Source organism: Streptomyces sp. NPDC033270 (assembly GCF_055576575.1).
Window position 1 is genome coordinate 63,893 of sequence record NZ_JBVIRA010000035.1, and the last position, 13,181, is coordinate 77,073.

Sequence of the window (13,181 nt, forward strand, 5' to 3'; positions counted from 1 at the left end):
TCTCGTCATGGCTCAGCAAGCACTGCCGACGCGCGAGGCCCGGCTGGGAAGACCGCTAGCGGGCGGGACTGCGAAGGCGGTGAGCGGGGTCGCCCTCTTACTGCCCGGAGGAGGCCCGACCGGGGTGCGGCGCCCGTCACCGGTCTCCGCACTGGCGGTACGCCCGCTCGCGGCCCGGCTGGCGAAAGCGGGCCGCAGCGAGGGCCTGACCGCCCATGTCGTGCACTACCGCTGCCGCGGCTGGAACGGCACCGAGGCCCACCCCGCATGCGATGCCACCTGGGCCCTGGAGGAGGTGGTGCGCCGCTACGGCGACGTCCCCGTCTGCCTCGTCGGTACGGGCATGGGCGCCCGCGCCGCCCTGCACGCCGCGGGACACCCCGCCGTCAACTCCGTGCTGGCGATCGCCCCTTGGCTGCCCGACCCCCGCCGGCACCACGGGCAGCCCGATCCGGTGAAGCAGCTCATCGGCCGTCAGGTCCTCCTCGTCCACGGCACCAACGACGAGCGCCACGACCCCGACCTGTCGTACCGCTACGCCGAGCGCGCCAAGAAGGTCAACCGCGACACCTGCCGCTTCGAGGTCCACTCCGACGGCCACTCACTGCACCAGCACCGCACCGAAGTCCACGCCCTGGCCGCCGACTTCCTGCTCGGCTCGCTCTTCACCCGCGACTACGCCCGCCCGATCAAGGACGCCCTGGCCGCACCCCCTCCCCTGGGCCTGCGGATGCCGCTGGCCTCGGGCTTCGGGGCGTCGCTGAGACATTGAGCGGGGTGACCTGCCGGGTCGGCGCCCGGCTTCCCTCTGGGGTCAGCGGGGAAGGAGTTTTCCGCGGCGGCTCAGGAGGAACTTCTTGAACTCGGCCACCGGTGGGGTGTCGGGGTGGCCGTCCAGCCAGGCCACCCCGATTTCCCGGACCGCGCGGGGGGCCGTCACGGTCAGTTCGACGACGCCGGGGCGCGGTACGGCGGGCGGTGGCAGCAGGGCGACGCCCAGGCCGGCCGCCACCAGGCCGCGCAGCGTCTCGGCCTCCTCGCCCTCGAAGGCGATCCGCGGGGTGAAGCCCGCCTCGGTACACAGCGCATCGGTGATCCGGCGCAGTCCGTAGCCCGGTTCGAGGGTCACGAACAGCTCGCCGGCGGCCTCCGCGAGCCGGATGCGCTTGCGCGCGGCCAGCGGATGCTCGTCCGGTACGACCAGGCGCAGCTTCTGCTCGTCGAGCCGGCGGGCGACCAGATCGGGGTAGTCCGGGACCGGCGAGGTCAGGCACAGGTCGAGGTCGCCGGCGCGCAGCCGCTCGATCATCGCCTCGCCGTAGTTCTGCACGAGTTGGAAGCGCACCCGCGGATGGTCGGCGCGGAAGCTGCGGATCAGGCCGGGGACGGTCTCCGGCCCGAGGGTGTGCAGGAAGCCGAAGGCGACCTTCCCGGCCGCGGGGTCGACGTCGGCGCGTACGGACTCCGTCGCGCGCTCCAGATCCGTCAACGCCCGCTCGGTGGAGGCGAGGAAGGCCCGGCCGGCCGGGGTGAGGGAGAGGGTGCGGCCGTGCCGGGCGAAGAGCGCGACGCCGAGGTCGTCCTCCAGGCGGACGATGGCGCGGCTGAGCGTCGGCTGCGGCATGCCGAGCTCCTGCGCGGCGCGGGTGACGTGCTCGTGCCGGGCGACGGCGGTGAACTGGGCGAGCCGCGGGGCGAGGAGCGTCGCCCACGAGTCGCCGCCCAGTTCGGCGGCCTCCCCGGTGTCCGCGCCGGCTTCCGCGCCGGGGCGCTTGTCCCCCGGCACTTCTTTTCTGTTGCGACCTTGCAACAGCGACCCCTGCGACCTGCGCTCATGCATCACAGAATCGATTATGCAGTTTCCATGCATTGGACGCATGAACTGGCCGGGCCTACCTTCGAAGCATGCCTCCCGCTGATACCGGGGCGTCCGTCACCGACCGTGCGGCCGCCTCTCCCCAGTCGTCCACAGACTCCTCTTCCTCCGCCGCCGCGCCCGACCCCGAGTCGGGCAAGCTGCGGCCGGGCGGCCCCGGCTACCGCCGGATGAGCTTCGCCCTCTTCGCCGCCGGAGTGGCCACCTTCGCCCTCCTGTACTCCACACAGGCGCTGCTGCCCGCGATCTCCAGCGACCTCGGGGTGAGCCCGGACCAGGCGAGCTGGACGGTGTCCGCGGCCACCTTCGGCCTGGCGCTCGGGGTGATCCCGCTCAGCGCCGTCTCCGAGCGGTTCGGGCGGCGCACGCTGATGACCGTGTCCCTTTCGGTGGCCACGCTGATCGCGCTGCTGGTGCCGTTCGCGCCGTCGATCGGCGCGCTGATCGCGCTGCGCGCCGTCCAGGGCGTCGCGCTGGCCGGGCTGCCGGCCTCGGCGATGGCTTTCCTGGCGGAGGAGGTACGCGCCAAGGCGCTGGTGGGTGCCATCGGTCTGTTCGTGGCGGGCAACAGCATCGGCGGGATGTCCGGCCGGATCGTGACCGGCTGGGTCGCCCAGGCCTGGGGCTGGCGGGCCGCGCTCGGCGCGGTGGGTGTGATGGCGGTGCTGTGCGCGGTGGCGTTCCGGCTGCTGGTGCCCAGGGCCCGGCACTTCACGTCCCGTTCGGTGGGGCCGCGGGCGCTGGCCCGTACGCTGGGCGGTCACCTCTCCGATCCGCTGCTGCGCCGGCTCTACGGCATCGGCGCGCTGTTCATGACGGTCTTCGGCGCGGTCTACACGGTCATCGGCTACCGCCTGGTGTCCGAGCCGTTCCACCTCCCGCAGGGCATCGTCGGTTCGATCTTCGTGGTCTACCTGGTCGGTACGGTCTCCTCGGCCGCGGCCGGCCAGCTGGTGGCCCGGGTCGGCCGGCGCGGCGCCCTCTACCTGGCGGTCGGCACCACGTCGACGGGTCTGCTGCTGACGCTGACCGACTCGGTGGCCGCGGTGCTGGCGGGCCTCGTTCTGATCACCGCCGGTTTCTTCGCGGGCCATGCGGTGGCCTCGTCCGCGGTCAGCCGTACCGCCAAGACGGCCCGCGCCCAGGCGTCGGCGCTCTACCAGTGCGCGTACTACGTCGGCAGCAGCCTGGGCGGCGCGCTCGGTGCCGCCGCCTTCCACGCGGTCGGCTGGGACGGCACCGTCGTCCTGGGGCTGGCCGCGATGCTGGGCGCCGCCTCGATCACGCTGTACGCCACGCGCAAGGCGGTCGCCGAGCGCCGGCTGCTCCACTTGGGGAAGGCCGCGTAGCGACCGCTCCATGAGCCGGAGGGCCCGCCCCGCCACCTGTCCTGGTGGGGCGGGCCCTTCGCGTACCGGCGCGGGCGGGTCAGTTCGGGTCGTCCTGGGGGCAGGGGTACTGCCCGTCGGGGCCCCAGCGCGTCACGGGCCCCTGGTCCTGCCGGAAGGCGCCGCAGTACAGCACGAGCTTCTGGCCCTCGCGGGTGTGGTGGAGCATCACCAGCGCCTTGTCCAGCGGGGGCGCGGACCCGTGCCGGGGCGGGATGCGGATGTCGCCGCTGACGCCCTGGAAGTGCACGCCCTCGTCCAGCTTGGACTTGACGGCCTTCGCGGTGACGTCCCGGGTGCTGGCGTACTCCCGGTCCGCCGCCAGGGACAGCAGCCACAGCGCGTCGTGGGCCAGCGCCTCGTGGCCGTCGTTGATCCAGGGGTCGTGGGCGGTGTACGCCCTGATGTAGTCGGCGATGAACTGCCGTGCCTGGTCGTTCTCCTGCGGATGGCCGTCGGGCAGTACATGCACGGTGTGGTAGAGCCGCAGCCGGACGTTGTCCAGGTACTGGCCGCCCAGTGCGGCGCTGGTGAGTTCGTTGCCTCCGATGACGGTCAGCGCTCTTCCGGAGCAGCCCGAGTCGGGGCCGTAGGAGTTCATGAAGGAGGTGAAGGCGTCGACCCTGGAGGTCCAGTAGACGACGGTGCGCGGGTGGGTGTGGAGCAGGTCGCAGATCCGCTCGGCGGTGTCCTGGGCGGTGGTGCCGGTGCGTGGGCGGCCCGGGAACTCCAGAGTGGTCTGGCCGGCGCCGAAGGCCTGCGCGAACTTGGCCCCGAGTTCGTTGCTGTAGAGGTCGCCGGGGTCCTTCACCACCACCGCCCGGTCGGCGGTCCGGCACTGGCCCGGCCCGGTCTGGATGATGCGCCCCTGGCGGGCGAACTGCGCGGCGATCCGGGATTCCCGGCTGTTGTCCGGGGACATCGCCCGGTAGAAGTCGCCGGCGCTCTGCATGGCGTCGGCGGTCGCGGTGGTACCGATGACCGGGACCCTTCCGTCGCTGAGCACCTTCGCCGCCGCCTGGGTCGACTGCCGGCTATCCCGGAATCCCACGACGCCGACGACGGTGTCGCTGCCGGCCTCGTCGCGGTGCGCGGCGGCCTGGCGGACCACGCTGCGGGCCTGGTCGACGACGTGCTCGAAGTGCTTGCCGGTGTTCCGTACGTCGACGTACAGCAGCACCCGGTGGGGGTCTGTCATCGCGTCCTGGTTCCGCTTGGCCTGGGCCAGCCAGATGCCGCGCAGTTCCGGGATCGCGCCGTTCATCACCACGAGGTCGGGGTCGTCGGCCACACCGCTGCCCAGATAGACGACCCGGCGCACCGGTTTGTGGTGGGTGCGCTCGGCGTACAGCGCCTTGCGGTTGAGGCGGCCGATGGAGCGAACGACGTCGTCGTACTGCTCGCGGGGCGATTCGCCGTGCGTCCCGGCGGGCCCGGGCCGCGGTGGGGTCTGCCCGGTCACCACCGCCCCGTCCAGGCAGTCCGGGGCCGGCGGGAAGAGCACCGGCCACAGGAGGTTCGCCAGCAGCCCCAGCGCCAGGCAGCCGGCGACGAGCTCGCAGCCCAGTTCGGTCGCCGGCCGGCTCCGGAACTCCGGCGGTTCCACGGGGTGGACCAGCATCCCGTCCCGGGTGAAGTCCTGCTGCGGCAGCGCGCCGACCAGCGGCTGCGGCGCCGGCCCGGCGCCGGCGGACAGCTCGCGCGCGGTCTCCTTGAGGTCGCGGCAGCGGCGCCATCGGGCGTCGGCGTAGTCCGTCGCCGCGCCGGCGCCGACGACCAGCAGGGAGGCGCTGCCCGCGATGCCCTGGACGGCCTGGCAGGTGTCGAGGAAGCGGCGGGTCGCCGCCTTCGCGGGCGTGTCGGCGGCGGGGAGGTCGAGCAGCACCACCCGGCGGGTGCGCCGGCGGCGGCGCCAGGGCAGCAGACGGCCGGGACCCGCCCGGTGGAGGTCCGCCAGCAGCGCCCGCAGCAGCAGCTCCTCGAAGTCGCGCAGGGCCGCCCGCCGCGCCGCCGGGTCGTCGGGCTTGCGCAGCCGAACGATCTGCCGCCGCAGGAACTGCGCCGCCTTGTCGAAGAACGAGCCGGATCTGCTGACCGGGCGCCAGCGGGCGTACCAGCCCCGCTTGGAGGTGACCAGCCGCCAGCTCCACCACGTCGACCAGCACCACCTCGGCAGGCCGTACAGCAGCGGCCCCGCGAGGTGGGTCCACACCAGCTCCACGGTGGACTGCGCCGCGACGGGCCGTCCCTCGGGCAGCGCGGGGACCTGCGTGCGGCTCAGTTTGGCCAGCAGGTGCGGCAGCCCGCCGTCGGTGGCGGCGGCCCGCAGGTCGTAGAGGTGGTCGCGCAGGGTGCGCGCGGTGAGGTCGGCGTCGTCCGGTGTCTGCTGCGCCCAGCGGACCAGTTCGGTCATCAGCCGCAGGTTGCGCAGCCGCAGCCGTCCGGTCTCCGGCGGCGTGCCGGACCGCAGCAGGCTGCCGATGCGGACGGTCAGGAAGTCCGGTGCGGGCGGGCGGGCCGCCGCGGTCGGCTGGGGGCCCGCCGGTTCCTGGTCGAGCTGCGGTCTGGCGTAGGCGAGGCGTTTGTCCTCCTCGCCGCCGAGGGCGTCGGCCAGGCCCTGCAGGACGCGGTGGGCACGCCGGGCCGCGGTGTCCGGGCTGCCGCCGGTGTCCAGCAGCACCAGCGGCCACACTTCGGTCCGCAGGGTTCGCCATTCCTCGGGGACCGCCGCCTTCTTGAACGCGGCCATGAAGGCGTCCGATCCGGCCCCTTCGGGGAACGGGTACTCCCAGGTCTGCTCCGTGTGCCGCGTCGCGCCCCGGTCCTCTTCCGACACGAAAGATCACCCCGTCTCTCGCCGCACCGCCAAGGGCCCCGAGACTAAGGGTTGTTGAACAATCCTACGAGACGCCGGAGGCCGATTTGGGAATCTGGCCGAAATACGACGGTGCCCACCGCCCGGCTTCAACGGGCGGTGGACACCGAGGAGTTGGGGCCGTCAGCCGATGCGTTCCAGCACCACCGGGCCCGCGGTGAAGGCGGTGCCCTCCGGGCCGATGACGATGCCGCCGTCGAGGGCGTCCAGGGCGTACGGGATCTTCTCGGGGGTGTCGGTGTGCAGGGTCAGCAGGGGCCGGCCGGCGGTGACGTGGTCGCCGGGCCTGGCGTGGAGTTCGATGCCGGCTCCGGCCTGCACCGGGTCCTCCTTGCGGGCGCGGCCGGCGCCCAGGCGCCAGGCGGCGAGGCCGACCGCGTAGGCGTCGAGGGCGGTGAGGGTGCCGGTGGCCGTGGCGGTGACGGTGTGCTGTTCGCGGGCCACGGGCAGGGGGGCGTCGGGGTCGCCGCCCTGGGCGGAGATCATGCGGCGCCAGTGGTCCATGGCGGAGCCGTCGGCCAGCGCCTTGGCCGGGTCGGCGTCCCGGAGGCCGGCCGCGTCGAGCATTTCGCGGGCGAGCGCGAGGGTCAGCTCGACGACGTCCTTGGGGCCACCGCCGGCCAGCACCTCGACGGATTCGCGGACTTCGAGGGCGTTGCCGACGGTCCGCCCCAGGGGGGTGGCCATGTCGGTGAGCAGCGCGACCGTCCGCACCCCGTGGTCGGTGCCCAGCTCGACCATGGTGGAGGCAAGTTCGCGGGCGTCGTCGAGGTTCTTCATGAAGGCGCCGGAGCCGACCTTGACGTCCAGGACCAGGGAGCCGGTGCCCTCGGCGATCTTCTTGGACATGATGGAGGAGGCGATGAGGGGGATGGACTCGACGGTGCCGGTGACGTCGCGCAGCGCGTAGAGCTTCTTGTCCGCGGGGGCCAGGCCGTCGCCGGCGGCGCAGATGACCGAGCCGGCCTTCCGGAGGATGTCGAGCATCTCGTCGTTGCCGAGCTGGGCGCGCCAGCCGGGGATGGACTCCAGCTTGTCGAGGGTGCCGCCGGTGTGGCCGAGGCCGCGCCCGGAGAGCTGGGGCACGGCGGCGCCGCAGGCGGCGACGAGCGGGGCGAGCGGGAGGGTGATCTTGTCGCCGACGCCGCCGGTGGAGTGCTTGTCGGCGGTCGGGCGGGGCAGCCCGGAGAAGTCCATGCGCTCGCCGGAGGCGATCATGGCGGCGGTCCAGCGGGCGATCTCCTTGCGGTTCATGCCGTTGAGGAAGATGGCCATCGCCAGGGACGACATCTGTTCATGGGCGACCTCGCCGCGGGTGTAGGCGTCGATGACCCAGTCGATCTGGTCGGGGGTCAGCTCGCCGTGGTCGCGCTTGGTGCGGATGACGGAGATGGCGTCCATGGATGGTTCCTTTCGAACGGGTGGGTCCCGTTCTACACGCATCCCGTTCTACACGCATAGACACGGGGTGGCTGGACGTGGACGGACGCACGGACCGCAGCGGCCCCAGAGCCTAGGTTGCAACGCCCTGCGCCCTGTCGCCGGTGTCGGCTACATCGTCCAGCAGTGCACCTGTCCATCCGGCGCCGTATAGGCCACGGTCTGCTCGGCGGAGGTGGCTTCGATGGTGAACCACTCGCGTCGTGGCCGGTTGAGTTGCCGCCATCGCCGGTGGGCTTCTTCGATCGGTCCCCACAGGTTGCGCGGTCCCGTAGAGGTCACCAGTGGCGGCCCCTCTCTCAGGTCCTTGATGCGGGTCGCCGAGCCGTCCGCAGGGTCGTACAGCGTGGTGACGTGCAGACCGTCGTCACTCTGGCCGTATGTGCGGACGAGGCCGTGCGGCATGTGAAGCTGAGCGAAGAACGAGAACGTCCAATCGTCCAGCACGCGCCCGGAGAGCTCGGCCTCGCCGCCTGGACCGTCGGGGATCCCGGGTACTTGCACCTCCACTTCGGTGCCGCTCTTGAGCGGCATAAAGGCGGCCGGGGTGTGCAGGACGTGGCCGACCGCTGTGCCATCCGGCTGCTTCGTGAGCCGCGCGAGCATCCCCCCGGCAAGGGTGCCCTTGAAGGGGACGACCAGGATGCCGCCGACGCGGCATCGTTCCAGCCACAGGGGCGGGATGCGTCGCACAGAGGCCGTAGCGATGATGCGGTCGTACATCGCATCGGGCAGGAAGCCCCGTGCACCATCGCCATGGAGCACAAGGGGATCGAATCCGACCGCGTTGAGCCGTTCGCGGGCCAGGGTCGCGAGGGTGCAGGAGCGGTCCACGGTGGTGACGTGTTTGTCCCCAGCCAGGTGGCAGAGCATCGCGGCGTTGTAGCCGCTGCCGGCGCCGAGCTCGTACACCTCGTCCCCTTCGTTCACGTCAAGGGCATCGAGCATGTCCGCCATGAGGCTCGGAGCGGTCGAGGATGACGTGGGCACGCCGTCCACTCCGCCCGGGCCGGCGTGCTCAGCGTGTACGCCGTCCACTTCCGTGATGAGGGAGTCGTCCGTATACACGGCGGCGAGCCATGCCTCCGCGTCGCCGTCAGTGATTCTCCATGGGATGAACCGCTCTCCCTCACGCCGGTAAAAGACCGGGACGAACGGATGCCGGGGGACGTTGAGGAACGCTCCCGCCAGCCGGGACGGCAGCACCGTGCTTCCACGGTCGATCTGCTGCGTGAGCGAGACACGCGCCCGGCTCAAGCCCTGTTCGTCGTCGAGGATGTTCGTCACTGGCCGGTCCCTTCCAAGTAGTCACAGATCGCGGCCGTGATCGGCAGTCCGGTCGCCTGCTCGATGAACCCGTACTGTCCACTCGGATTCACTTCCAAGAATCGCCACTCCCCATCCGGCGTCACCACGAAGTCGAACGCGCCATATGGCAGGCCGAGCCGGTCCAGCATCCGCAGCGCTCCGGCAGCCGTCTCGGGAGGCGGGACGCAGACCGTGTAGGTGTGGCTGTCGTAGTCGCTGCGCCAGTCGATGTGGCCGGCGTCCGAGTCGGCGTGGATCTCCGCCGCGAAGATCTGGCCGTTCACGGCGGTCAACCGCACCTCGTATGCCTTGGGTACCCACTCTTGGAACATGTGGGCGGTGCTGGCTATGTCCGGATGAGGCAGGTCGTCGGGGCCGACGATGCTCGCGTACACGGCAGCAGTCTGCCCGTGTACGGTGCCTCGCACGTGAAAGAACGGCTTGTACATGACGGGTCCCCGGACCGAGTCGGCGAAGTCCTTTGCCGAGTCCGGGTCGTTGGTAATGAGGGTGCGGGGAACGCTCAGCCCCACGTCGGCCGCCACGCTCAGCTGCAGCGGCTTGTACTCGGCGTCCGCCGCCCTCCCTGGCGGAGGAAGCCACCGGCACGGTAGAGCCGTCAGCAATCCACCGAAGCCCCACCGGGCTTCGGTCTCGGCGACCTTGCGGGCTGCGGCGGCCATCTGCTCGGGGAACTTCGGGCGGGTCGGACGACGGTAGTAGACGGAGCGGACCGACGCGAGGTCGAGCGTGCGGCGGTCGTTGTTCAGCGTGCCGTGCCAGCGTTTCCCGCTGAGGCTCGCGGCAAGCGTGAGCCTCAGCGGGAACTCGGCCATATCGGCCCGGAAGACGGGCACGGCGCGCCGGTTCAACTCCTCAACCACCAGATCGCAGGTCGGGTCGAAGCGACCCGCCAGGATGAGAACTTGTCCGGCGACGGTCATCAATCGTCGCTCGGTCCGGGGTCGTCCGGCGCGTCCATCTGGCCTGTGGGTGCCGTCGGCCCGTAGGTCTTCGGCGGGTTCTTGGTCATATAGACGCCCGGCGGCATGTCCTCGTAGACGCCGGTCTGTGACTCCTCGTCGTACTCGACATCGCTCGGCAGGATGCCGCCCGTGGCCGAGACGGGGGTGAGGAACCGGAACGCGAACGGTGCCGGTCCCTCGCAGTCCGACAGCTCCGGCATGGACGCGGCCCCGTCGGTGCTCAACGGGAGCCGCAGCTCCGCCGCGTCGAGTGCCGGCCCGGCAGACCGACACTCCCCAACTGTGGTGGGCATTGCTTCCCCTTTCTCGATGGATCGTTTTTGATGGATGGGAAGTGCTTGCACGCCCCCGCCCGCGCGAGGCAGGGAAACCCTCGGATGGCCGCTACGGGAGGTAGGTGTGCGAACTAGCCACCGCCGCCCGGAACTGAGGCACGGTGAGGTCAGGCCCGGCTCCCCATCCGCCCAGTCGTCCGCACCCCTGCTTCGGGTGGGGGTGACGGCGCATCTCGATGTTGCAGTCGGTCGCTTTCGACTTGTCCCCGATGGCGAGAGCCGCGGCGCGCTGCGCAGCCAGAGCCCGGCACACATCACATCCGGCAACCGGCTCGGGGTCCCGTACCGCCACCGGTTCCCACAGGTGAACGGGGCGGCAGACGCGGGGCATCAACCCATCACCTCCGCGCCGTGAACCGAGCGCGGCCTCGCGTCGTACCCATGCAGGGTGGGCCACAGCATCTGCCGCCGACCGTGCTGCAATCGCCGCTCCCGCCGTTCCTCGGGCGTGAGGACGTACGGGCGGATCAGAGCCGAGTCCTCGCCGCGGAGCGGCCCCGGCTGCCTGACGGGGACGCGGGGAAGCATGAGCGTCGGCGCGTCCCCGTGCCTCGTGGCAGGCAGTGCACCGATGTATCGGTGGCAGCCTCGCGCGGGAAAGAGCAGCCACAACAGCAGGACTAAGAATCTCGCTGTAGCGTTGAACATGTTGTCAACTCCCAGATAGTTGATGGCCACGCCCCCGGATCGTTCGCCCGATCGCGGGGGTCTTGCGTGTGGCCTGTCGAGCCTCCCCAGGGGGTACCGCCGTTCCGGACGGCTGATGTTTAGTGAACCCGCCGTCACGCACGGTTGCTACGGTGAGGGGCAGTTGAAGCGGTATACGCGGTTTACAGCCCCGGACGGGAGACGTCGTGGCAGCGCAGAGAGAACCCAACCCCCGCCTGCGCGACACCATCGAGGCGGCCGGCTGCACATACGAGGCCCTGGCCAAGGGTGTACGGCGCGTCGCCGCAGAGAGCGGCGAGATCCTCCAGACCAACAAGTCGGCCATCTCACACTGGGTGAACGGCACCCGGCAGCCCACCGGACGCGCTGGCCAGTACCTCGCCGAGGCGCTGTCTCGCCGAGCAGGCCGCACCATCACCCAGACCGAGATTGGCCTGGGCCCAGCCGAGGCCCACGATTCGACGAAATTGGAACCGGACCCGGTCCTCGCCGCTACCGACCTTGGCCGCGCCGATGTGGAACGCCGCCGCTTCCTCGCGCTAGCCGCCTTCACCACCGCCGGCGTCGCCATGCCGCTCGCCTACGATCACGAGGCCACCGCTCGCATGCTCCGCGCACGCACCGGAGCGGCCATGGTCGGCGTGGAGGATGTGGACGTCGTACGTCAGATCACCACCGTCTTCAGTGCGGCCGACGAACGCCTCGGCGGTGGCCACGGCTTGACCACCGTCACTGCCTATCTCGCCGACACCGCAGCCCCCATGCTCCGCGGACGTTTCTCCAGCGACGCCTTACGCCGAGCCGCCTTCGGTGCGGTCGCCGAACTCGCCTACCTGGCCGGCTGGAAGCACCACGACCTCGGCCAGGAAGGCGCCGCCCAGCGCTATTACCAGGTCGGCTACCAACTCGCCTGCGAAGCCGACCCCTACGGGCATGCGGCCTGGATGATGCGCGCCCTCGCCCACCAGGCCCTCAGCCTCAAGCAGCCCCACCATTGCGTCGATCTAGCTGCCGCCGCGCTCACCCGCGGCCTCAACCGCACCGATGGCCGGACCGAAGCCCTCCTCCACATCACCCACGCCCGTGCATACGCCGCTATTGGTGAGAAGCCCGCTGCAGCCCGCGCCCTCCTCGCTGCCGAAGATGCCCTCATCCGCTACGACGGACCTCAGCCCAGCTACTCCCGCGTCAGTGGCCCGGCCGCCGGCACCGTCGCCAGCCACACCGCCCGCACCCTGACCGACCTGGCCGACCACATCGGCACCGAGCAGCAGCACCGCGACGCCCTCATCCGCTGGGACCCTCAGAAGTACAAACGCGTCCACGCCCTCACCTATGCCGACCTCGGTGACAGCCTCGCCGCCCAGGCACGCGCCGACGAAGCCGTCGCCGCTTGGTCCCAGGCCCTGAGCCTCATGGAAGGCATGACCTCCGACCGGACGCGCAAGGCGATCACCTCGCTCAGATCAACCCTTGCCGTCTACCAGCGGCGCAAAGTACCGGGCGCCACCGAACTCGCCCGCCGCGCACGAGAAGCGCTGGCCTAAGCTGCCGATCAACCGGCCGACGAAGGGATCCACCGTGGCTCAGCCGAAGACCGACGACCAGCCCAAAGCGCTCAAGCCCGCCCTCGAAGCCATGACCGTGCTGGTCGCCGCCGTCATCGTCCACGACACGGCCACCAACCGCGTCGTGCTCCTTCAGCGCAGCCAGGGCGCCAAGTTCGCACAGGGGATGTGGGACCTCCCCGTCGGCAAGAGCGAGCCCGGCGAGCCGATCACCGAAACCGCCGTACGCGAGCTGTACGAGGAGACCGGCCTGGCCGTGAAGCCCGAGGCGCTGAAGGTCGCCCACATCATCCACGGCGCCTGGGGCGTCGAAGCCCCCAACGGCTTCCTCACCGTCGTCTTCGCCGCCCACGAATGGACCGGCGAACCCGAAAACCGGGAACCGCGGAAGCATGATCAGGTGTGCTGGGTCGACGCCGATGCCATCCCCGACGAGTTCGTCGACACCACCGCCAGCGCTCTTCATCACTACCTGACCGACGGGCAACAGGTATCGCTGGACGGCTGGAGGTAGACACCGGGTCGCGAACCGCAGTTCAAAGCCGTAGCGATAGAAGGTGACGCCCCAGCAGGTCATCTGCACGGCAGGAACTGAGCGCACGTGGGGTGTGAGCGCTACGAAGCCCCGGCGTCCCCGAGGAGGCGGGGGTGGGTGGCGGGGGTGGGTGGCGGGGGTGGGTGGCGGGGGTGGGTGGCGGGGGTGGGTGGCGGGGGTGGGTGGCGGGGGTGGGTGGCG

General features: G+C 71.1%; 10 protein-coding genes. 4 read left to right on the forward strand and 6 right to left on the reverse strand.

What is annotated here, in order from left to right:
* Nucleotides 1-7 precede the first annotated feature (7 nt).
* The gene (locus ACZ5XZ_RS34965) at nucleotides 8-772 is read left to right on the forward strand and encodes an alpha/beta fold hydrolase (RefSeq protein ID WP_468985705.1); all 765 of its coding nucleotides are present in this window, start codon (nucleotides 8-10) and stop codon (nucleotides 770-772) included.
* A gap of 42 nt (nucleotides 773-814) precedes the next feature.
* On the opposite strand, the gene ACZ5XZ_RS34970 is transcribed toward ACZ5XZ_RS34965, so the two are convergent.
* Complete coding sequence (locus tag ACZ5XZ_RS34970) at nucleotides 815-1,843, reverse strand: LysR family transcriptional regulator (RefSeq protein ID WP_468985708.1); 1,029 nt, start codon at nucleotides 1,841-1,843, stop codon at nucleotides 815-817.
* 62 nt (nucleotides 1,844-1,905) lie between these two features.
* On the opposite strand from ACZ5XZ_RS34970, the gene ACZ5XZ_RS34975 reads away from it, so the two are divergent.
* On the forward strand, nucleotides 1,906-3,225 hold the full coding sequence (locus ACZ5XZ_RS34975; RefSeq protein WP_468985710.1) for an MFS transporter: 1,320 nt from the start codon (nucleotides 1,906-1,908) through the stop codon (nucleotides 3,223-3,225).
* 79 nt (nucleotides 3,226-3,304) lie between these two features.
* On the opposite strand, the gene ACZ5XZ_RS34980 is transcribed toward ACZ5XZ_RS34975, so the two are convergent.
* The 5 genes from ACZ5XZ_RS34980 to tgmA form a co-directional block, all read right to left on the reverse strand.
* Nucleotides 3,305-6,100, reverse strand: a complete 2,796-nt coding sequence (locus ACZ5XZ_RS34980; RefSeq protein ID WP_468985712.1) for a type 1 periplasmic-binding domain-containing protein — start codon at nucleotides 6,098-6,100, stop codon at nucleotides 3,305-3,307.
* Between the two features lie 162 nt (nucleotides 6,101-6,262).
* On the reverse strand, nucleotides 6,263-7,540 hold the full coding sequence (locus ACZ5XZ_RS34985) for a thymidine phosphorylase (RefSeq protein ID WP_468985714.1): 1,278 nt from the start codon (nucleotides 7,538-7,540) through the stop codon (nucleotides 6,263-6,265).
* A gap of 150 nt (nucleotides 7,541-7,690) precedes the next feature.
* Nucleotides 7,691-8,866, reverse strand: a complete 1,176-nt coding sequence (locus ACZ5XZ_RS34990) for a methyltransferase domain-containing protein (protein ID WP_468985718.1) — start codon at nucleotides 8,864-8,866, stop codon at nucleotides 7,691-7,693.
* Nucleotides 8,863-9,831 carry an ATP-grasp ribosomal peptide maturase gene (gene tgmB / locus ACZ5XZ_RS34995; protein ID WP_468985721.1) on the reverse strand — a complete coding sequence of 323 codons (969 nt, stop codon included), beginning with the start codon at nucleotides 9,829-9,831 and terminating at the stop codon, nucleotides 8,863-8,865. The genes ACZ5XZ_RS34990 and tgmB overlap by 4 nt, the downstream gene beginning before the upstream one ends.
* Nucleotides 9,831-10,166 carry a putative ATP-grasp-modified RiPP gene (gene tgmA, locus ACZ5XZ_RS35000; protein WP_468985723.1) on the reverse strand — a complete coding sequence of 112 codons (336 nt, stop codon included), beginning with the start codon at nucleotides 10,164-10,166 and terminating at the stop codon, nucleotides 9,831-9,833. The genes tgmB and tgmA overlap by 1 nt, the downstream gene beginning before the upstream one ends.
* Nucleotides 10,167-11,062: 896 nt before the next feature.
* Here tgmA and ACZ5XZ_RS35005 point away from each other — a divergent pair.
* Nucleotides 11,063-12,424, forward strand: coding sequence for a tetratricopeptide repeat protein (locus tag ACZ5XZ_RS35005; protein ID WP_468985726.1), 1,362 nt, complete (start codon nucleotides 11,063-11,065; stop codon nucleotides 12,422-12,424).
* Nucleotide 12,425: 1 nt separating this feature from the next.
* Nucleotides 12,426-12,959: an NUDIX domain-containing protein gene (locus ACZ5XZ_RS35010; RefSeq protein ID WP_468985744.1), complete on the forward strand. Its 534-nt coding sequence runs from the start codon at nucleotides 12,426-12,428 to the stop codon at nucleotides 12,957-12,959.
* Nucleotides 12,960-13,181: the final 222 nt, after the last annotated feature.

Excerpts from the sequence above, each read along its gene's own strand:
- ACZ5XZ_RS34965 (WP_468985705.1), top strand. The coding sequence starts at position 8 with ATGGCTCAGCAAGCACTGCCGACGCGCGAGGCCCGGCTGGGAAGACCG.
- ACZ5XZ_RS34975 (WP_468985710.1), top strand. The coding sequence starts at position 1,906 with ATGCCTCCCGCTGATACCGGGGCGTCCGTCACCGACCGTGCGGCCGCC.
- ACZ5XZ_RS34985 (WP_468985714.1), bottom strand. The coding sequence starts at position 7,540 with ATGGACGCCATCTCCGTCATCCGCACCAAGCGCGACCACGGCGAGCTG.
- tgmB (WP_468985721.1), bottom strand. The coding sequence starts at position 9,831 with ATGACCGTCGCCGGACAAGTTCTCATCCTGGCGGGTCGCTTCGACCCG.
- tgmA (WP_468985723.1), bottom strand. The coding sequence starts at position 10,166 with ATGCCCACCACAGTTGGGGAGTGTCGGTCTGCCGGGCCGGCACTCGAC.